General features: G+C 65.0%; 19 protein-coding genes and 2 pseudogenes. 13 read left to right on the forward strand and 8 right to left on the reverse strand.

What is annotated here, in order from left to right:
• Positions 1-146, reverse strand: a pseudogene (locus WS45_RS35435) (AMP-binding protein); the annotation flags it as partial.
• Positions 147-460: 314 nt separating this feature from the next.
• Here WS45_RS35435 and WS45_RS28355 point away from each other — a divergent pair.
• The 9 genes from WS45_RS28355 to WS45_RS28395 all read left to right on the forward strand — a co-directional run bounded on the left by WS45_RS28355 (position 461) and on the right by WS45_RS28395 (position 7,775).
• Entirely contained in the window at positions 461-1,378 is a 918-nt protein-coding gene (locus tag WS45_RS28355; RefSeq protein ID WP_059702726.1) for a DMT family transporter, read from the forward strand.
• Between the two features lie 112 nt (positions 1,379-1,490).
• The gene (locus WS45_RS28360; protein WP_059702728.1) at positions 1,491-2,096 is read left to right on the forward strand and encodes a TIGR00645 family protein; all 606 of its coding nucleotides are present in this window, start codon (positions 1,491-1,493) and stop codon (positions 2,094-2,096) included.
• A gap of 34 nt (positions 2,097-2,130) precedes the next feature.
• Positions 2,131-3,654, forward strand: coding sequence for a fumarate hydratase (locus WS45_RS28365; RefSeq protein WP_006478316.1), 1,524 nt, complete (start codon positions 2,131-2,133; stop codon positions 3,652-3,654).
• A 191-nt stretch (positions 3,655-3,845) separates the two neighbouring features.
• Positions 3,846-4,322 (forward strand): bacterioferritin, encoded by a 477-nt coding sequence (gene bfr, locus WS45_RS28370; protein WP_059535536.1) that lies wholly within the window; start codon positions 3,846-3,848, stop codon positions 4,320-4,322.
• 46 nt (positions 4,323-4,368) lie between these two features.
• Positions 4,369-5,232 (forward strand): glutamate racemase, encoded by an 864-nt coding sequence (murI, locus tag WS45_RS28375; protein WP_059702730.1) that lies wholly within the window; start codon positions 4,369-4,371, stop codon positions 5,230-5,232.
• Between the two features lie 149 nt (positions 5,233-5,381).
• Positions 5,382-5,618: a (2Fe-2S)-binding protein gene (locus tag WS45_RS28380; RefSeq protein ID WP_059702732.1), complete on the forward strand. Its 237-nt coding sequence runs from the start codon at positions 5,382-5,384 to the stop codon at positions 5,616-5,618.
• A 217-nt stretch (positions 5,619-5,835) separates the two neighbouring features.
• Positions 5,836-6,567, forward strand: a complete 732-nt coding sequence (locus tag WS45_RS28385) for an energy transducer TonB (RefSeq protein ID WP_059702734.1) — start codon at positions 5,836-5,838, stop codon at positions 6,565-6,567.
• Positions 6,568-6,601: 34 nt separating this feature from the next.
• Entirely contained in the window at positions 6,602-7,333 is a 732-nt protein-coding gene (locus WS45_RS28390; protein ID WP_059449473.1) for a MotA/TolQ/ExbB proton channel family protein, read from the forward strand.
• Between the two features lie 13 nt (positions 7,334-7,346).
• Positions 7,347-7,775: an ExbD/TolR family protein gene (locus WS45_RS28395; protein WP_006754473.1), complete on the forward strand. Its 429-nt coding sequence runs from the start codon at positions 7,347-7,349 to the stop codon at positions 7,773-7,775.
• Between the two features lie 365 nt (positions 7,776-8,140).
• On the opposite strand, the gene WS45_RS28400 is transcribed toward WS45_RS28395, so the two are convergent.
• Complete coding sequence (locus WS45_RS28400; protein WP_059535546.1) at positions 8,141-9,118, reverse strand: LysR family transcriptional regulator; 978 nt, start codon at positions 9,116-9,118, stop codon at positions 8,141-8,143.
• Positions 9,119-9,240: 122 nt separating this feature from the next.
• Between WS45_RS28400 and WS45_RS28405 the strand changes: the two genes are divergently transcribed.
• The 3 genes from WS45_RS28405 to hemP all read left to right on the forward strand — a co-directional run bounded on the left by WS45_RS28405 (position 9,241) and on the right by hemP (position 11,079).
• Positions 9,241-10,113: a pirin family protein gene (locus WS45_RS28405; RefSeq protein WP_059535547.1), complete on the forward strand. Its 873-nt coding sequence runs from the start codon at positions 9,241-9,243 to the stop codon at positions 10,111-10,113.
• 99 nt (positions 10,114-10,212) lie between these two features.
• Entirely contained in the window at positions 10,213-10,695 is a 483-nt protein-coding gene (locus WS45_RS28410) for an SRPBCC family protein (protein WP_059535558.1), read from the forward strand.
• Between the two features lie 138 nt (positions 10,696-10,833).
• Positions 10,834-11,079, forward strand: a complete 246-nt coding sequence (gene hemP / locus WS45_RS28415) for a hemin uptake protein HemP (protein ID WP_039322336.1) — start codon at positions 10,834-10,836, stop codon at positions 11,077-11,079.
• A 327-nt stretch (positions 11,080-11,406) separates the two neighbouring features.
• Here the strand turns inward: hemP and WS45_RS28420 are convergent, their stop codons facing one another.
• The 5 genes from WS45_RS28420 to uvrB form a co-directional block, all read right to left on the reverse strand.
• On the reverse strand, positions 11,407-12,804 hold the full coding sequence (locus WS45_RS28420) for a 4Fe-4S binding protein (RefSeq protein WP_059702736.1): 1,398 nt from the start codon (positions 12,802-12,804) through the stop codon (positions 11,407-11,409).
• A complete protein-coding gene (locus WS45_RS28425) occupies positions 12,801-13,643 on the reverse strand; it encodes an FTR1 family iron permease (protein ID WP_059535552.1) in 843 nt (280 codons plus the stop codon). Before WS45_RS28425 ends, WS45_RS28420 begins: the two co-directional genes overlap by 4 nt.
• A gap of 58 nt (positions 13,644-13,701) precedes the next feature.
• Positions 13,702-14,034, reverse strand: coding sequence for a cupredoxin domain-containing protein (locus WS45_RS28430; protein ID WP_006760846.1), 333 nt, complete (start codon positions 14,032-14,034; stop codon positions 13,702-13,704).
• 55 nt (positions 14,035-14,089) lie between these two features.
• On the reverse strand, positions 14,090-14,641 hold the full coding sequence (locus tag WS45_RS28435; protein ID WP_057929472.1) for an iron transporter: 552 nt from the start codon (positions 14,639-14,641) through the stop codon (positions 14,090-14,092).
• 219 nt (positions 14,642-14,860) lie between these two features.
• Positions 14,861-16,951, reverse strand: coding sequence for an excinuclease ABC subunit UvrB (uvrB, locus tag WS45_RS28440; RefSeq protein WP_059535554.1), 2,091 nt, complete (start codon positions 16,949-16,951; stop codon positions 14,861-14,863).
• A 250-nt stretch (positions 16,952-17,201) separates the two neighbouring features.
• Here uvrB and WS45_RS28445 point away from each other — a divergent pair, with 250 nt between their 5' ends.
• Positions 17,202-18,401: an amino acid aminotransferase gene (locus tag WS45_RS28445; RefSeq protein WP_059535557.1), complete on the forward strand. Its 1,200-nt coding sequence runs from the start codon at positions 17,202-17,204 to the stop codon at positions 18,399-18,401.
• A 144-nt stretch (positions 18,402-18,545) separates the two neighbouring features.
• Here the strand turns inward: WS45_RS28445 and WS45_RS35440 are convergent.
• Positions 18,546-18,680, reverse strand: a pseudogene (locus WS45_RS35440) (3-hydroxybutyrate dehydrogenase); the annotation flags it as partial.

The raw sequence follows: 18,680 nt of genomic DNA on the forward strand, positions 1-18,680 counted from the left end.
CGCGCCCAGAAGCCTTCGTAATCCTGCTCGGCTTCGGCGGCCAGCGCGCGGTAGGCCGGCATGCCGGAAATGGTCGCCGCCTTCTCGAGCGCCTCGGGCGGCGCAAACTGACGGGTTTCGTGAAGAACCGATTCAATCGCAGACATCGACTACCCCTTGGTGAACATGAATCCTCTGCATGGCGGCGCGATCGTGCGCGCCGCGTCTTGGCCGGCGCTCGCGCGCCGCTGTCTCCCACTCACCCGCGCGCGGCCCGAAGGCTGCGCGCGATGCTGCGCCGCACCACGTCACAAGACGGTGGATGTACGGCCCGGCGATATCCACGATAAGCGCTCGAACTTACCCGTCACTTACGCGACACCGCCGTTTCGCACGCCGCGCGGCGGCGCCTGCGGTCTGCTTTACGCTGTTACAACCGCGACCCTACAATCCTAACTGAACTCGCCTCCCGGATTCCAGCTTGAATCGCTACGCCCTCTTCCTCATCCTGTCGATGCTGTTTGTCGGCAGCAACGTCGGTATCGGCAAATCCATCGTCGTCTTCGTCCCGGTCGCCATCCTCGCCACGCTGCGCTTCGTGATCGCGATCGCCGTGCTGTGGCCGCTGTTCAGCCCCGTGAAGATGCGTGCCGTCCGGCGCGCGGAATGGCTGAACCTGTTCCTGCAGGCGTTCTTCGGCACCTTCATGTTTACGCTGCTGATGCTCAATGGCGTGCAGCGCACGAGCGCGGTCGCGGCCGGCGTGATCACGAGCACCATCCCGGCGATCGTCGCGCTGTTCGCGTGGCTGATCCTGCGTGAAAAACCGAACGGCCGTGCGCTCGTGTCGATCGCACTCGCGATCGCCGGCGTCGTGACGATCAACCTCGCCAACGGCAGCGCAGGCAGCGCGTCCGCGCACGGCGCCGGCGGCACCTCGGCCGGCTCGCTGACCGGCAACCTGCTGATCCTCGGCGCCGTGTGCTGCGAATCGATCTACGTGATCCTGTCGCGCCGGCTCACGCAGACACTCGCGCCGATCGACATCTGCGCATACACGCATCTGTTCGGCCTGTGCCTGATGCTGCCGCTCGGCGCGACGGCGTTGTGGCATTTCGATTACGCGAGCGTGCCGGCCGGTACGTGGGCGCTCGTCGTCTGGTACGGGCTGTCGGCCAGCATCTTCTCGTTCTGGCTGTGGATGAAAGGTATCCGGCACGTGCCGGGCAGCCTCGCCGGCGTGTTCAGCGCAGTGCTGCCGGTCGCGGCCGCCGCGTACGGCATCGCGTTCCTCGGCGAACGCCCGACGCTCGCGCACGGCATCGCGCTCGCATGCGTCGTCAGCGGCATCGTGCTCGCGAGCCTGCGCGTGAAGCGCGTGCCGGCGGCCGCGTCCTGATCCGTCCCCGGCACCCCGGCGCGTCGCTGCAGTCGCGCCGGCCGACGCGTTACAATAGCGCGCCTTTTCAAGATTACCCCCGATACCTGCGCCCAGCGCCCGACCCTCCACCATGTCTGCCCCGCATTCGCCCGGCTCCAACCGTCGTCCCCTGCGCCCGCTGCCCGCGCTGATCTTCATGAGCCGCTGGCTCCAGGTTCCGCTTTATCTGGGCCTGATCGTCGCGCAGGCCATCTATGTGTTCCTGTTCCTGAAGGAAGTCTGGCACCTGCTGTCGCACGCGACGAGCCTGGACGAGATCAGCGTGATGCTCGCGGTGCTCGGCCTGATCGACGTCGTGATGATCTCGAACCTGCTGATCATGGTGATCGTCGGCGGCTACGAGACGTTCGTGTCGCGCCTCGGCATCGAGGGCCATCCCGACGAGCCCGAGTGGCTCGACCACGTGAACGCGGGCGTGCTGAAGGTCAAGCTGTCGATGGCGCTGATCAGCATTTCGTCGATCCACCTGCTGAAGACCTTCATCAACCCCGACCAGCACACGACGCACGCGATCATGTGGCAGGTGATCATCCACGTGTCGTTCCTCGTGTCGGCGCTCGTGATGGCGTGGGTCGACCGCCTGACGACCCACACGCACCCGGCCCATTTCCACGAGACGCATGCGCCCACCCCGGCCGTGTCCCGCAAATCGGTCGAAGCCGCCGCCAACGCATAAACGTATTCCCCTCAGTCCTCACAGAGTCTCAGCCATGACCGTCATCAAACAGGAAGACCTGATCCAGAGCATCGCGGATTCGCTGCAGTACATCAGCTACTACCACCCGCTCGACTACATCCAGGCCCTCGGCCGCGCGTACGAGCTGGAAGAGAGCCCGGCCGCGAAGGACGCGATCGCGCAGATCCTCACGAACAGCCGCATGTGCGCGGAAGGCAAGCGCCCGATCTGCCAGGACACCGGCATCGTCACGATCTTCGTGAAGGTCGGCATGGACGTGCGCTGGGACGGCGCGACGATGGGTCTCACCGACATGATCAACGAAGGCGTGCGCCGCGGTTACACGCACCCGGACAACGTGCTGCGCGCATCGATCGTCAATCCGCCGGAAGGCGCCCGCAAGAACACGAAGGACAACACGCCGGCCGTGATCCACTACGAGATCGTGCCGGGCGACAAGGTCGACGTGCAGGTCGCGGCGAAGGGCGGCGGCTCGGAGAACAAGTCGAAGTTCGTGATGCTGAACCCGTCCGACTCGATCGTCGACTGGGTGCTGAAGACGGTCCCGACGATGGGCGCGGGCTGGTGCCCGCCGGGCATGCTCGGGATCGGCATCGGCGGCACCGCCGAAAAGGCGATGCTGATGGCGAAGGAATCGCTGATGGAGCCGATCGACATCCAGGAAATCATCGCGCGCGGCCCGAAGGACTGGGTCGAGGAACTGCGCGTCGAGCTGCACGAGAAGGTCAACGCGCTCGGCATCGGCGCGCAGGGCCTCGGCGGCCTCGCGACCGTGCTCGACGTGAAGATCATGGCCGCACCGACGCATGCGGCGTCGAAGCCGGTCGCACTGATCCCGAACTGCGCGGCCACGCGCCACGCGCACTTCGTGCTCGACGGCTCGGGCCCCGCGAAGCTCGAGGCGCCGTCGCTCGACGCGTGGCCGAAGGTTCAGTGGGAACCGAACACGGAAACGAGCAAGCGCGTCGACCTGAACACGCTGACGCCGGAAGAAGTCGCGAGCTGGACGCCGGGCCAGACGCTGCTGCTGTCGGGCAAGATGCTCACGGGCCGCGACGCCGCGCACAAGCGTATCGCCGACATGCTCGCGAAGGGCGAGAAGCTGCCGGTCGACTTCACGAACCGCGTGATCTACTACGTCGGCCCGGTCGATCCGGTGCGTGACGAAGTGGTCGGCCCGGCAGGCCCGACGACGGCCACGCGGATGGACAAGTTCACCGAGACGATGCTTGCCCAGACGGGTCTGATCTCGATGGTCGGCAAGGCCGAGCGCGGCCCGGTCGCGATCGACGCGATCAAGAAGCACAAGGCGGCGTATCTGATGGCGGTCGGCGGTGCGGCTTACCTCGTGTCGAAGGCGATCCGCGGCGCGAAGGTGCTCGCATTCGAAGACCTCGGCATGGAAGCGATCTACGAGTTCGACGTGCAGGACATGCCGGTGACGGTGGCGGTCGATTCGTCGGGCACGTCGGTGCACCAGACCGGTCCGAAGGAGTGGCAGGCGAAGATCGGCAAGATCCCGGTCGCAACCGCTTAAGCGCGCTCACGAAAGGCCGGACGGATGTCCGGCCTTTTTACTTCTCATTCTCGTTATCGCGCGCGGCCCGCTATCCGGGGCCGATTCTCATTACACGCAAAAGGCAGGCCCGACAAGGCTTCGAGGCTTGGCTTTTCCCGTTCGAGCGATTATCGTTCGGTTTCTGAAGCCCTACTGAACAAGGAACAGCCATGCAAGGCGACAAGAAAGTCATCGAATACCTGAACGCCCAACTGAAGAACGAACTCACGGCGATCAACCAATACTTCCTGCATGCGCGCATGTACAAGCACTGGGGCCTCGAAAAGCTCGGCAAGCACGAATACGACGAATCGATCGGCGAAATGAAGCATGCCGACTGGCTGATCGAGCGCGTGTTCATGCTCGACGGCCTGCCGAACCTGCAGGACCTGCACAAGCTGCTGATCGGCGAGGAAACCGAAGAGATCCTGAAGTGCGACCTGAAGCTCGAGCAGATCTCGCAGTCCACGTGCAAGGAAGCGATCGCTTACTGCGAATCGGTACGTGACTACGTGTCGCGCGAGATCTTCGAAAAGATCCTCGACGACACCGAAGAGCACATCGACTGGCTGGAAACGCAGATCGACCTGATCGGCAAGGTCGGCCTGCAGAACTACCAGCAGACGATGATGGGTTCGCCCGAGTAATCGCCACGCCCGCCACACTAGCCACGATCGCCACCTCGCCTTCCGCATGACGACGACGAACCCGCCAGCCGCTTCCGCGGTCCGCCCCGCCGCCCCCGTCGGCATCTTCGATTCGGGGCTCGGCGGCCTGTCGGTGCTGCGTGCCGCGCGCGCGCACCTGCCCGGCGAGTCGTTCGTCTATGTCGCCGATTCGCACCATGCACCGTATGGTCCACGCGACGAGGCATTCATTACGGAGCGCACGCTGGCCATCGGCGAGTGGCTCGCCCGCGAAGGCGCGAAAGCGCTCGTGATCGCGTGCAACACCGCGACGGCGCGCGCGATCGCGGCCATCCGCGAGCGCCTGTCGATACCGCTCGTCGGCGTCGAGCCGGGCATCAAGCCGGCCGCCGCGCTGTCCGCGACCGGCGTCGCGGGCGTGCTCGCCACGCAATCGACGCTGAACAGCCCGCGCTTCCAGGCACTGCTCGACCGCTACGGCGCCGGCCGCCGCTTCATCTGCCAGCCCGGCCACGGGCTCGTCGAAGCGATCGAACGCGGCGACACGAACTCACCCGCGTTGCGCGCGCTGCTCGCGCGTTACCTGCAGCCGATGCTCGACGACGGCGCCGATACGCTGGTGCTCGGCTGCACGCATTACCCGTTCTTGACGGAAACGATCCGTGACCTTGTCGGCGACCGGCTGACGATCGTCGATACGAGCGATGCCATCGCCCGGCAACTCACGCGGGTGCTCGACGAACGCGGCCTGCGCGCGCCGGCCGGCACGCATGCCGCGCCGCCACGCTTCTGCTCGACGAGCGACGGCCTGCAATTGCGCGCCCTCGCATCGTCGCTGCTCGGCATCGACGAGCCGGTCGAATCCGTCACCATTTCCTCGCCGAACGCGCGCGCCTGCGCGACCGTCTGACGCGGGCCGGCCCGCCGCCGGTTCGCTCTCTCCCGCTCCGCTTCCTGGTTCAAGGGTCCGATGACCTTAAAAAAAGCCGAACCAGGCTTGTCAACGTCCGCAAATTTAATGATAATAATTCGCATTAACGTTAGCTATCGCAACTCATCATGATCGTCTGCGTGTGCAAGTCTGTTTCCGACCGCAAGATTCGCGCGTCCCTCGCCGAGGGCCTGAGTTCTTTCGATGAACTCCAGTTCGAGCTCGGCGTGGCCACCTGCTGCGGCAAGTGCGAGGAGTCCGTCCGCGACCTCATGGCCGAGCAAGGCGTCTGCGCGAGCCGGTGCGGCGTCGAGCATCACGCTCATCCGATTCCGGTGACGTTCTACGACCGCAAGGCCGCCTGAGCGGCGCCGAGCGTACCCGTGCGGCTGCGGCCGCATTTGATGTCCGACCGTCAGCAAGCCACCTTCCGCGCGAGCCAGCGGCTTACCTGCCAAGGAGCCTGTCATGGAATTGCTGATCGGATTTGTGACCACCGTGTGCATCTCGCTGCTGATCTTCCGCAAGTAATACCGATTCACCCGCCGCGCCCCGGGTGCGACGTCGTTCTTTCAAGCTAACATGCAGGCTTCGCAATCCGCTCCTGCCGGCGTCCTGCCGGCTGCCCCACGTATGAATCCCCGGGTCATCACCGTCGCGGTCGGTGTGCTTGCCGCACATGCGATCATGCTGACGGCCGCGTGGCTCCATCGCAACACGCCGCCGCCGAAGGCGGTCGAAGTCCAGTCGATCACCGCGCAGCTGATCCCGCCCGCGCCGGCCGCTCAGCCGGTCGCGGTCGAATCGGTTGCGCAACCCGCGCCACCGAAGCCCACGCCGCGCGTCAAGCCGAAGGTCGAACCGAAACCGGTACAGAAAGCAGTCAAGCCGACGCCTCAGCCGGTCGCACAATCGCCGTCTCCGACGCCCGCCCCGGCAGCCGATCCGTCACCCGCGCCCACCGCACCCGCCGCCGCCCCCGCCGCGCCGGCGGCCACGCCCGGTCCGGCCCGTGAGACGATGCAAGTCAGCGCGCCGAAGAACGTATCGGCGCTCAAGTGCAGCTTCGTGAAGCCCACCTATCCGTCGATGTCGCGTCGCCGCGGCGAAACGGGCACGGCCTATGTTCACTTCGTCATCGGCTTGACGGGCAAGATCGAAAGTGTCGAGTTGCAAAAGAGCAGCGGCTACCCGCGCCTCGACGAGGCAGCGCTGGATGCGACACGCGCCAGCACCTGCCCGCCATACCTCGAGAACGGGCAAGCGATCCGCGCCGCCCATACGCTGCCCTTCAACTTCACGCTCGACGATTAACCCGCCTCATTCGAAAGATTCAAAGGAAACAAAAATGCAAAGCTACGGTATCGCGCACGTCTGGGCGCAAGGTGATTTCGTCACGCGCGCCATCGCGATCACGCTGCTCGTGATGTCGGTCCTGTCGTGGATCGTGATCATCGTCAAGGGCTGGAACGTGGTTCGCCTGAACCGTCTCACGAAGAATGCCGAGCAGGCGTTCTGGCATTCGGACGATTTCGACGACGGCATCAAGAAGCTCGGTCTCGCCGCATCGACGCCGAGCGACAACCCGTTCCTCGCGCTCGCGCTGTCCGGCAAGGAAGCCGCCGATCACCACCATCAGACGCAACCGCACCTGCACGACCGCATGGACGTGTCGGACTGGGTCACGCGCTGCCTGAAGGACACGATGGACGAAGGCATCTCGCGCATGCAGGCCGGTCTCGCGATCCTCGCGTCGATCGGCAGCACGGCGCCGTTCGTCGGCCTGTTCGGCACGGTCTGGGGCATCTACCACGCGCTGCTCGCGATCGGCGCAACCGGCCAGACGTCGATCGACCAGGTCGCGGGCCCGGTCGGCGAGTCTCTGATCATGACGGCCTTCGGCCTGTTCGTCGCGATTCCCGCCGTGCTCGGCTACAACGCACTGACCCGTGCGAACAAGGGTGTCGTCAGCAAGCTGCGCCGCTTCGCGCACGGCCTGCACGCATACTTCGTGACGGGTGCGCGCCTCGCGTCGTCGTCGGCCCGCGACGGCCTGCGACTTGCTTCGCGCGCCAGCTGAGACGGGGTGAACCATGGCAATGAACACCGGCTTCAGCGATGACGACGACGATGGCGTGATGAGCGAGATCAACATGACGCCGCTCGTCGACGTCATGCTCGTACTCCTGATCATTTTCCTCGTGACGATCCCGGCGATGCAGCACGCGGTGAAGATCGACCTGCCGCACGCGAGCAGCCAGCCCGTCGACGAAAAGCCGCAGACGGTCGACGTCGCGATCCAGGGCAACGGCACGATCCTGTGGAACGACCAGACGGTCACGCGCGAGCAGTTGCAGGCGCACATCGCGGAAGCGGCACAGCATCAGCCGCAACCGGAGTTGCACCTGCGTGCCGACCGCAAGGTTGCGTATGAGCGTGTGGCCGAAGTGATGTCCGATGCACAGGCCGGCGGCCTGACGAAGCTCGGCTTCGTGACGGAGCCGACTGCGAAGGCGAAGTAACGCACGCGCGGCTGTCTCGCCGCCCGCACCTCGCCGCCCGCGCACAAAGTAAAAGGCCTTCATCGCCAGATGAAGGCCTTTTTTCATGCGCACGCGGGCGCCTTCGGGCGGCGGGCTCTTCGGCGGTATCGGTTGCGCCTCGAGCAACGCAAATGCGGCTACCGTGGTCTGCACGGACTGCGCGTTCTGCCCTATCTGGCTCGCAACATATGCGGCCACCTGATTCCGCTCAGAACTTCCTTCGCGAAATGGGATTTCAATATAGGCCTGCCCGCGTATGCATTCAAGGTCCCGGCGATTGAAACTTGCGATTGCCGGCGGCGCTTCAATGACAAAACAAATTTGCCACGACGCGCATCTTGCATTCAGGTGGCCGAAGCATCGGCCGCCGTCGCGTCCTGCTTCGCGCGCTCAGGGCACCCCGGCTGCTTGTATTCGCCGTGGTCGAGCTTCTCGACCAGATAGTCGACGAACGCGCGCACCGCGGGCGGCATGCCCTGCCGCGACACGAACACCGCATAGAGTTGCGGCACCGGCAGCGTCCAGCCGGGCATCACCGGCGACAACTGCCCCGCACGCAACGCATTGCCGTACATCATCTCGGGCAGCGCCGCGATGCCGAGGCCGTCGAGCACGGCCTCGCGGATCGTCATCAGATCGGCCGTCACGAGCCGCGGATCGTGCTCGTGCAAGTGCCGCGTGCCGTCCGGCGCGATCAGGTTGAACACGTGCCGTCCGTCGACGCTCGGCGTATCGAGCGTCTCGAAGTGCGCCAGATCGTCCGGCACGAGCGGCGGCGCATTCTGGTTCAGCAGGCTCGGCGCGCCGACCAGCATCTGCTCGGTCCGCCACAGCGGCCGTACCACGATGTTCGCGTTCTGCGGCGGCTCCGAGCGCACGCGCAACGCAACGTCGACCGAATCCTCGAACAGGTCGATCACGCGATTCGTCACACGGATGTGCACCTTCACCTCGGGATAGCGGTGGAGGAATTCGGGGAGGATGCGCGACAGCATCGTCTGCGACAACGTCACCGGGACGCTCACGCGCACCGAGCCGCGCGGCGATGCGCGCAACTGCTGCACGGCGTTCATCGCGGCCTGGGCTTCGGCGAGCATCGCCTGGCAATGCTGGTAGAACAGCTCCCCCGCCTCGGTCAGCGCGAGCTTGCGCGTCGAGCGCTGCAGCAGGCGCACGCCGAGCGCCGCCTCGAGTTCGGTCAGGCGCCGCGACAGGCGCGATTTCGAGATACCGAGCACGCGTTCCGCAGCCGAGAAACCGCCGTGTTCGACGACCTGCGAAAAGTACATGAGGTCGTTCAGGTTGTGTGCATCGATGTTCATGTCATCGTTCCAATTTCAGAACAATCCATTGCGAACCGCCGCAAATCGGACCGTAAAACGCCCAATATAATAGCGCTATGTTTCAAAAATGACGCTATTCCGATGATACCGAGGGCTTCTGCATGACGACCGCTCGCTCGCTTGACCGCACGTACCCCGCGCTTCGCACGACCGAAGGCGGCGGCTTCGTGGTTCACCGCCCGTTCCCGACCCGGCTGTTGATGGATTTCGATCCGTTCCTGCTGCTCGACGAAATGGGCCCCGTCGACTATGCCCCTGGCGAAGCCAAGGGTGCGCCCGACCATCCGCATCGCGGCTTCGAGACCGTCACCTATGTGCTCGACGGGCGCTTTCGCCATCGCGACTCGGCCGGCCATGCCGGCACGCTCGGCCCCGGCGACGTGCAGTGGATGACGGCCGGCGCGGGCGTCGTGCACAGCGAAATGCCGGATCCCGCGTTCGCACAGGCTGGCGGACGTTCGCACGGCTTTCAACTGTGGGTCAACCTGCCGCGGCGCGACAAGCTGATCGCACCGCGCTACCAGGAGATCCCGGCCGCCCGCATCCCGACCGCGACGTCACCCGACGGGCGGGCGCAGGTCCGCGTGATCGCCGGCGAAGCGTTTGGGGTGCGCGCGGCGATCGAGACGCGCACGCCGATCCTCTACCAGCATTTCACGCTGCAACCGGGCGCAACGGTCACCCAGCCGGTGCCGGCAGGTTATCGCGTGTTCGCCTATCCGCTCGACGGAGCCGGCCGCTACGGGCCCGACAGGCAGCAAGTCGACGCACGGCAGATGATCGTCTACGGTGACGATGGCGACGCGGTGACGTTCGAGGCCGGCGATACGCCGCTCGAGCTGCTGCTGATCGGTGGCGTACCGCTCAACGAGCCGATCGTCCGCTATGGCCCGTTCGTGATGAATACCGAGGAAGAGATCCGGCAGGCCGTCGTCGACTACCAGACCGGCCGCATGGGCTGCATCGACGCATGACGTCCGAATGGGGCCGCAGGGGCCGCGAAACCGCGCGTTTTGCGTCACAATAACTTCTTGAACCATGTGGCCGCCCGCCACCAGAAGGAACCCGTCCCCTTGAACTTCGAACATCTGATCCAGATCAACTCCGACGATCCGGCCGTGCCGTCCCTCACCCGCGACCAGCTCTGGGAAGGCCTCGTGCTGCGCGCCGAACAGCCGCAGCTGTTCGTGATCGGCCTCGACAGCTGTGTCGTCCATGAACGGACGGACACCACGCTCGAACGCGAGCTGCACTACGGGCATGCAACCGTGCGCGACCGCGTGACGTTCACCCCGAACCAGCAAGTGCGCTACGACATCCATGCGGCCGGCGGCGAAATCGGCGGCTCGCTGACGATGACGATCGAGGAACGCGACGACCACGAGTTGTTCCTTCGCTTCGAGTACCACACGACGCTGACCGTGACGGACGACAGCGAGGAAGCACGCCAGACGCACGGCATCGTCAAGGAAGCGTATCGCACGTCGGACATCGACACGGTGCGCCTGATCCGCGAATACGCACAGGGACGCAAGGACCCCGACCCGCTCCACTGACATCGGCGGCGGCCTGCAGGCCGCCCCTTTGATTCAAGCTATCGAATTTGTCATACCGATCGATAAAGAGTTTTTGTAAATGGGAATAGTTATCATTTAGAATTCATTCCATCGTATCGACAGTCACCGATCAACCGAATGACCGACACCACGCGCCCGACCACGCTGACCTTGCGCCGCACGACCGGCACCGCAAGCGCCAACCGTCAGAAGACGGCAGCGGTCACGACGCCGGCGAAACCTGCCGGCAGCCGCGATGCCGGCACCCGGACCCTCAGCAGCGATGCGCTGCTGCAAGGCCACAGCCACATCAGCATCGCGCATAACGGAGAGACCTATCAGTTGCGTGCCACGCGGCTCGGCAAGCTGATCCTGACGAAGTAACGACAGAGTATTGTGGGGACCACCTCCCTGAGAGGTGTTGGGCAGTAGCCAGCGTAACGGCTTGCACGCGAGATCTAGACCCCTTCGTGCAAACACACTCAAGCAGCCGTTGCAGCAAGCCAAGCCACTTTTTTGGTTCTCGCACAAGGAAGAAAAAAGCGACACGTCCTTCGACGTGTCGCTTTTTTGTTGGTGCGTCTGGATGCAAAGAGAAAGACATCGCGGCTGTCGGCACTTCACCTTCAGCGTCGGCGGGTTCCGGTGCCCGACGGCGAAATACGCTCGCCTGCTGCTCCGGAGCCCGGCCACAAGGCCGTCAAGACCGCGTCAGAAACCCCAGAACATCAACCACCATGCGCTGTCGACCACGGCCAGGCCTGCCGCGAACCACGCGAATGCCGCCAGGCGACGCGGCCACGCCGCATAGCGCCCCGTCACCTTCCATGCGAGCCAGGCGCTCCATGCGTTCGCGCCGACCAGAATCGCGATGCGAACGTCGGTCGCCCAGCCGAGCGGCACGTGCTCGGCCCGCAGCAGCGACAGCGTCGTCGCCGACAGCCCGAGGAATACGCCGGCTCCCGCGATCGGGATCAGCGCCTGTGCGAGATGATGGAGACGCACGCGGTCGAAACGGCCGAGCATCAGCGTCGCACCGGCCAGCAGCACGAGCAGCGCGGTGCCATACACGAGCCCCGTGCCGACGATGTAGCTGACGATCAGCCCGCCGTCGAGCCACGAGAACACGTCGTTGCGATCGGGATAGTGCGTGAGCAGGAACCACGGTGCATTCGTCTCGAGCGGCCACGTGATGTCGCGATCGATGAGCCAGCCCGCGAGCCATTGCTTGATCTGCACGAACCACGGGCTGACGGTCCAGTGGAACGCACCGATCGCGACGCCGAGCAGGCCGTACAGGATCAGCGCCGTGTCCCACGGATTCGCCTGCTGCGCGCCGAGGCTCACGACCTCGTCGGACGGCGAGCGCCACGACAGCGCGATTGCGTCGCGGTGCCCGCTGCAACGGCCGCACATATGGCATGCGGCGGCGCCCTTCATGTTGCGCAACGGCACGAGCGGCGCGCAATTGATCGGAATCACGCGATGCCCGTGCTCGCCGTTCTTGTACGAGTGACGCCAGGCATCCTCATCGACCTTGTAGCGCATCGGCGCGAGCCGCGCGAGCAGTCCGAACACACCGTTGACCGGGCACAGGTACTTGCACCACACGCGCTTCTCGCGGCCGTACAGCACGCCGATCACGATCGCGCCGACGGTCGAGCCGCCGAGCACGAACAGCACCGCGAGCGGGTACTGATACACGCTCACCATCTGCCCGTAGATCGTCGTGAGCCCGAATGCGACGAACGGCCAACCGCCCCACCGCATCCAGCGCGGAATCGCGCCGCCGCGGCCGAACTTGCTCGCATATTCGGTCAGCGCACCTTCCGGGCACAGCACGCCGCACCAGACGCGGCCGAGCATCACCATCGACAGCAGCACGAACGGCCACCAGATGCCCCAGAACACGAACTGCGCGATCAGCGTGAGATTGCTCCACAGATGCGCGGAATCGTCCGGCAGCGGCAATACCGCGGGCACGATGATCAGGAACGCGTAGACGGCGACGACGACCCACTGGATGCCGCGGATCACCGCGCCGTGGCGCTGCATCCACTGACCGGCCTGCGCGAGCCAGCCCGGCTTGGCTGCGGCAACAACACTCATGCCGCGCGACCTGCAGGGACGACCGGACGTCGGCTCGCGCGCTTCATCAGCAGCCAGACCACCGCCCAGTACACCGCATAGGCGATCAGGTTGGTCAGCGCCGGGTGCGCGCGGTAGCCCGTCAGCGTCGCGACGAGCGAACCGAATGTGCCGGAGTCGTCGAGAATCGACGACGTATCCCACACCTGCGAAATGCCGAGCGGCAGGATTTCCTTGTCGATCAGCTTGTCGACACCGGTCTGGAACAGGCCTGCACCGAGGAACAGCAGCATCACTTCGGTGACACGGAAGAAATGCCGCCACGAGAAGTACTTGCCGCCGAGCTGCAGCAGATAGAACGTGAGGAACGCAAGGCCCAGGCCGATCACGACCGCGAGCATCTGGCTGGCGTCCACGTGCCCCGACTGACCGAAACCGAGGCCGTACAGGAAAATAACCGTCTCGCTGCCTTCGCGAGCGATCGCGAGCGCGACCAGCACGGCGACGCCCCACCAGTTCGAATCGCGCGTGCTCTGCTGCAGCGACTGCTCCATGTCACGTTTCAGCGTGCGGCCGTGCCGGCGCATCCACAGCACCATCTGCACGATCAGCACGCACGCGATCAGCACCATCGCCGTCTGGAAATAGTCCTGCGCGTCGCCGGACAGCACTTCGGTGAAGCCGACGAGCGCGGCACCGAGACCGACCGCCATCAGCAGGCCGACCGCCACGCCCGTCCACAGAAACGGCAGGCCGCGGCGCGCGTCGTCGTCGCCGTTCTTCAGCCATGCATAGAGGATGCCGACGACGAGCAGCGCTTCGACGCTCTCCCGCCAGACGATGAACAAGATCTGACCCATTGAATCCTCCTGACGCGCGGGGCAAGACACGCGTACGCCCGCACGCAGATAAAACGCATTACTTCGCGACGATCACGCCCTGCGCCTGCTGGTGGAAATCGTCGAAAAACTTGTATTCGCCCGGCGACAGCGGGGCGACGACCACGAATGAATCGGCGCCCGGCGCGAGCACCTTCTCCTTGCGCAACTGCACGCTCTCGAATTCGGCGGCGCCCTTGCCGGTATTCCTGATCTCGATCTTGAAGCGCTGGCCGGCCGGCACTTCGATGCGGGCGGGGTTCAGCTTGCCGTCCGTCATTTCGAGCTTGAACGTCGGCAGATCGGCGGCATGCGCCGCGCCGGCGAGCCACAGCGCGGCGGCTGCGGCGACGATTTTCTGGGGAAATTTCATTCTGGGTTCTCTGCGCCGACGGCGCGCCGAAGCGCGCCGTCCGTGATGCCACCAATCAGTACCCGCCCTTCTTGCCGATGCCGGCGAACGGGAAGTCGTATTCGAGGGTGATGGGCTTGAACCATGCGCCCACGCCCGTTTCCTTGTCGACGTGACGGCCGAACGCCATGTGGCCCGACTGCATCGGCGGCTTGACGGTCATCGTCAGGTGATACTTGCCCGGGCCAGCCAGCTTCACGTTGTCGCCATAGTGCGGGCCGTCGCTCGCGACCATGCCCATCAGGTCGCCTTCGGCCTTCCACTTCGTGTCGCCCTGCTTCGTCAGCTTGTACGTGACCTGCAGGTAAGGCATCCAGTCGCCTTCCGCGAAACCCGTCGGGTTGTTCTTGACCGCGTGGATGTCCGCCTCAAGGTGGATATCGGAATCCGACGCCTTGCGCATCATCCCTTCCGGATCCATCGTGATCGGCTGCAGGTACACCGCGCCGATTTCCATGCCGCCCTGGATCTGCTGCTTGCCGATCGGATATTCGGCCGCCGAAGCCGACATCGCGGCAAGCGCCGCCGCTACCGCAACCGACGTGCGGATGAACGAAGAACCCAACATGGACACTCCTTGTTATTTGTCTGGTGACTTGCGCGCCGCCCGTCCGGGCCGCGTGCTGGAAACACTAACGCAACGAATAACGTTAATGCGAACTATTCTCAATACTTGTGGAGTTTAGCACCGAACCGGCTTCGGAACAAACGAGACACCGTGTAAACCCCTGATCCGACAAGGCTTACAACGGTGTTACCGGAAGATTTCAGTGACGTTTGGAAAGATTTACCGGACGCCGTTGACGTGGTCGCCCACGTTCGCGCCGAACACGCGCTCACGCAGCAGCGCAAGCTGGTCGCGCGTGGCCGCGGCTTTTTCGAACTCGAGGTTCTTCGCGTAGTCGGCCATCTGCTTCTCGAGACGCTTGATCTCTTTCGCGATCTGCTTTTCCGACATGTCCTCGAACTTCGCGCGCTGCTGTGCTTCCTTCAGCTCGGCGCGCGCGTCGTCGGCGTTGTACACGCCGTCGATGATGTCCTTGATGCGCTTCACGACGCCGCGCGGCGTGATCCCCATCTTCTCGTTGTGCGCGATCTGCTTCGCGCGACGCCGCTCGGTCTCGCCGATCGCGCGCTTCATCGACTCGGTCATGTTGTCGGCATAGAGGATCGCCTTGCCGTTCACGTTGCGCGCCGCGCGGCCGATCGTCTGGATCAGCGAGCGCTCGGCGCGCAGGAAGCCTTCCTTGTCCGCGTCGAGAATCGCGACGAGCGACACCTCCGGAATGTCGAGGCCTTCACGCAGCAGGTTGATCCCGACCAGCACGTCGAACGTGCCGAGCCGCAGGTCGCGGATGATCTCGACCCGCTCCACCGTATCGATGTCGCTGTGCAGGTAGCGGACCTTGACGCCGTGGTCGGCCAGGAACTCGGTGAGCTGCTCGGCCATCCGCTTCGTCAGCACGGTGATCAGCACGCGCTCGCCGGCGTTCACGCGCGCGTTGATTTCGGTCAGCACGTCGTCGACCTGCGAGCTTGCCGGGCGCACTTCGATTTCCGGATCGACGAGCCCGGTCGGCCGCACCACCTGCTCGGCGACCTGCCCCGTCACGCGCTGCTCGTAGTCGGCCGGCGTCGCCGACACGAACACCACCTGGCGCATCTTGCGTTCGAACTCCGGGAACTTGAGCGGCCGGTTGTCCAGCGCCGACGGCAGCCGGAAGCCATAGTTGACGAGGTTTTCCTTGCGCGCGCGGTCGCCGTTGTACATGCCGTTCAACTGGCCGATCAGCACGTGCGATTCGTCGAGCAGCATCAGCGCGTCGGGCGGCAGGTAGTCGACGAGCGTCGGCGGCGGCTCGCCGGGCGCGGCGCCCGAGAAGTGCCGCGAGTAGTTCTCGATGCCCTTGCAGAAGCCGAGCTCCTGCAGCATCTCGAGGTCGAAGCGCGTGCGCTGCTCGAGGCGCTGCGCCTCGACGAGCTTGCCGTCGCGGTGGAAGAACTCGAGGCGCTCGCGCAATTCGTCCTTGATCGTCTCGACCGCCCGCATCACGGTGTCGCGCGGCGTCACGTAGTGCGACGACGGATACACGGTGAAGCGCGGGATCTTCTGGCGCACGCGCCCGGTCAGCGGGTCGAACAGCTGCAGCGTCTCGACTTCGTCGTCGAACAGCTCGACGCGCACGGCCAACTCCGCGTGCTCGGCCGGGAAGATGTCGATCGTGTCGCCGCGCACGCGGAACGTGCCGCGCTGGAAGTCCTGTTCGTTGCGCGAATACTGCATCGCGATCAGCCGCGCGATCACGTCGCGCTGGCCGAGCTTGTCGCCGGTGCGCAGCGTCAGGATCATCTGGTGATATTCGGACGGGTTGCCGATACCGTAGATCGCCGACACCGTCGCGACGATCACCACGTCGCGGCGCTCCATCAGGCTCTTCGTCGCCGACAGCCGCATCTGCTCGATGTGCTCGTTGATCGACGAATCCTTCTCGATGAACAGGTCGCGCTGCGGCACGTACGCTTCCGGCTGGTAATAGTCGTAGTACGACACGAAGTACTCGACCGCGTTGCGCGGGAAGAACTCGCGGAATTCCGAGTAGAGCTGCGCCGCGAGCGTCTTGTTCGGCGCGAACACGATTGCCGGGCGGCCGAGCCGCGCGATCGTGTTGGCCATCGTGAAGGTCTTGCCCGAACCGGTCACGCCGAGCAGCGTCTGGAATGCGAGGCCGTCGCCGACACCTTCGACGAGCGTTTCGATCGCGGTCGGCTGGTCGCCTGCGGGCGGATACGGTTGGTACAACTGGAACGGCGACCCTTCGAAGGTCACGAATTTCGATTCGTCGAGCGCGTCGCCGACTTCGGCGTGATGTTCGGACATGGAGTGCGGCCGGAGCGAGGGCAAAAAAACTATTCTAGCGCTTCGCGGCGTTGCGAACCGCTGACGGCTCCTGACGCGCGACAACCGCCCGAAATCGCAATTCGCCGTGCGATCGCCGCCTTCGGCAGCGTGAATTCGCTACAATGTCAGGCTGCTGCGCTTTCCGGCGCCGTGCCCGTTGGCGCGCGGTCTGCTGCGCCCGCCCCGCCGGCTGAAAGCCTGACCCTCTTTTCACTACTGCCGAATCATCATGTCGCTCTTCTCCGCTGTCCAGCTTGCTCCCCGCGACCCGATCCTGGGCCTGAACGAAGCCTTCAACGCCGATACGCGTCCGACCAAGGTCAACCTCGGCGTCGGTGTGTACACGAACGAAGAAGGCAAGATTCCGCTGCTGCGCGCCGTTCGCGAAGCGGAAAAGGCGCGTGTCGACGCCGGCCTGCCGCGCGGCTACCTGCCGATCGACGGGATCGCCGCGTACGACGCAGCGGTGCAGAAGCTGCTGCTCGGCAACGATTCGCCGCTGATCGCCGCGGGCCGCGTGGTCACGGCGCAAGCACTGGGCGGCACGGGCGCACTGAAGATCGGCGCCGATTTCCTGCGCACCGTGAACCCGAACGCGAAGGTCGCGATCAGCGATCCGAGCTGGGAAAACCACCGCGCACTGTTCGAAGCGGCCGGCTTCGAAGTCGTCGCATACCCGTACTACGACGCCGCCACCAACGGCGTGAACTTCGAAGGCATGCTGTCGGCGCTGAACGGCTATGCGGCGGGCACGATCGTCGTGCTGCACGCATGCTGCCACAACCCGACCGGCGTCGATCTGACCGAAGCGCAATGGCAGCAGGTCGTCGAGGTCGTCAAGGCGCGCAACCTCGTGCCGTTCCTCGACATGGCCTACCAGGGCTTCGGCGAGAACATCGAGGCCGATGCTGCCGCGGTGCGTCTGTTTGCCGCTGCCGACCTGAATGCGTTCGTGTCGTCGTCGTTCTCGAAGTCGTTCTCGCTGTACGGCGAGCGCGTCGGCGCGCTGTCGATCATCACGTCGAGCAAGGAAGAAGCGACGCGCGTGCTGTCGCAACTGAAGCGCGTGATCCGCACGAACTACTCGAACCCGCCGACCCATGGCGGCGCCGTCGTCGCGGCCGTGCTCGCGTCGCCGGAACTGCACGCTTCGTGGGTGCAGGAACTCGGCGAAATGCGCGATCGCATCCGCGCGATGCGCAACGGCCTCGTCGAGCGCCTGAAGGCGAGCGGCGTCGATCGCGACTTCAGCTTCATCAACGCGCAGCGCGGGATGTTCTCGTATTCGGGCCTGACCTCGGCGCAAGTCGATCGCCTGCGCGAAGAGTTCGGCATCTACGCGGTCGGCACCGGCCGGATCTGCGTTGCGGCGCTGAACACGCGCAACCTCGATGCGGTCGCCAATGCGGTCGCGGCGGTCCTGAAGTAAGCCGGCGTCGGCGGGCAGCAACCCGCCCTGCCGAAACAGAAAACGCGCTCCAAGGAGCGCGTTTTTTTACGCCGCTTCACTGCTGGCGAATGCTCCCTGCAGCACGAGCGGCGCGGCCGCCCGTACCGAAGAAGACCGTTACCGTTACTGCATGAACCAGCCGTGGCTGACGACGACCGACTGGCCCGTGAGCGCGGCGCTGGGGAACGCCGACAGGAACAGCACCGTCTGCGCGACGTCCTGCACCGTCGTGAACACGCCGTCGACCGTGTTGCCGAG

The organism is Burkholderia sp. RF2-non_BP3, assembly GCF_001522185.1.
In the GTDB taxonomy this organism is placed as follows: domain Bacteria; phylum Pseudomonadota; class Gammaproteobacteria; order Burkholderiales; family Burkholderiaceae; genus Burkholderia; species Burkholderia diffusa.

What these genes read in the sequence shown, in the direction of transcription:
- WS45_RS28430 (WP_006760846.1), bottom strand. Translation starts at nt 14,034, where the DNA reads ATGAAATTTCCCCAGAAAATCGTCGCCGCAGCCGCCGCGCTGTGGCTC.
- WS45_RS28420 (WP_059702736.1), bottom strand. Translation starts at nt 12,804, where the DNA reads ATGAGTGTTGTTGCCGCAGCCAAGCCGGGCTGGCTCGCGCAGGCCGGT.
- WS45_RS28445 (WP_059535557.1), top strand. Translation starts at nt 17,202, where the DNA reads ATGTCGCTCTTCTCCGCTGTCCAGCTTGCTCCCCGCGACCCGATCCTG.
- WS45_RS28390 (WP_059449473.1), top strand. Translation starts at nt 6,602, where the DNA reads ATGCAAAGCTACGGTATCGCGCACGTCTGGGCGCAAGGTGATTTCGTC.
- WS45_RS28425 (WP_059535552.1), bottom strand. Translation starts at nt 13,643, where the DNA reads ATGGGTCAGATCTTGTTCATCGTCTGGCGGGAGAGCGTCGAAGCGCTG.
- bfr (WP_059535536.1), top strand. Translation starts at nt 3,846, where the DNA reads ATGCAAGGCGACAAGAAAGTCATCGAATACCTGAACGCCCAACTGAAG.
- WS45_RS28385 (WP_059702734.1), top strand. Translation starts at nt 5,836, where the DNA reads ATGCAGGCTTCGCAATCCGCTCCTGCCGGCGTCCTGCCGGCTGCCCCA.
- WS45_RS28380 (WP_059702732.1), top strand. Translation starts at nt 5,382, where the DNA reads ATGATCGTCTGCGTGTGCAAGTCTGTTTCCGACCGCAAGATTCGCGCG.
- hemP (WP_039322336.1), top strand. Translation starts at nt 10,834, where the DNA reads ATGACCGACACCACGCGCCCGACCACGCTGACCTTGCGCCGCACGACC.
- uvrB (WP_059535554.1), bottom strand. Translation starts at nt 16,951, where the DNA reads ATGTCCGAACATCACGCCGAAGTCGGCGACGCGCTCGACGAATCGAAA.
- WS45_RS28400 (WP_059535546.1), bottom strand. Translation starts at nt 9,118, where the DNA reads ATGAACATCGATGCACACAACCTGAACGACCTCATGTACTTTTCGCAG.
- WS45_RS28395 (WP_006754473.1), top strand. Translation starts at nt 7,347, where the DNA reads ATGGCAATGAACACCGGCTTCAGCGATGACGACGACGATGGCGTGATG.
- WS45_RS28435 (WP_057929472.1), bottom strand. Translation starts at nt 14,641, where the DNA reads ATGTTGGGTTCTTCGTTCATCCGCACGTCGGTTGCGGTAGCGGCGGCG.
- WS45_RS28405 (WP_059535547.1), top strand. Translation starts at nt 9,241, where the DNA reads ATGACGACCGCTCGCTCGCTTGACCGCACGTACCCCGCGCTTCGCACG.
- WS45_RS28360 (WP_059702728.1), top strand. Translation starts at nt 1,491, where the DNA reads ATGTCTGCCCCGCATTCGCCCGGCTCCAACCGTCGTCCCCTGCGCCCG.
- WS45_RS28365 (WP_006478316.1), top strand. Translation starts at nt 2,131, where the DNA reads ATGACCGTCATCAAACAGGAAGACCTGATCCAGAGCATCGCGGATTCG.
- murI (WP_059702730.1), top strand. Translation starts at nt 4,369, where the DNA reads ATGACGACGACGAACCCGCCAGCCGCTTCCGCGGTCCGCCCCGCCGCC.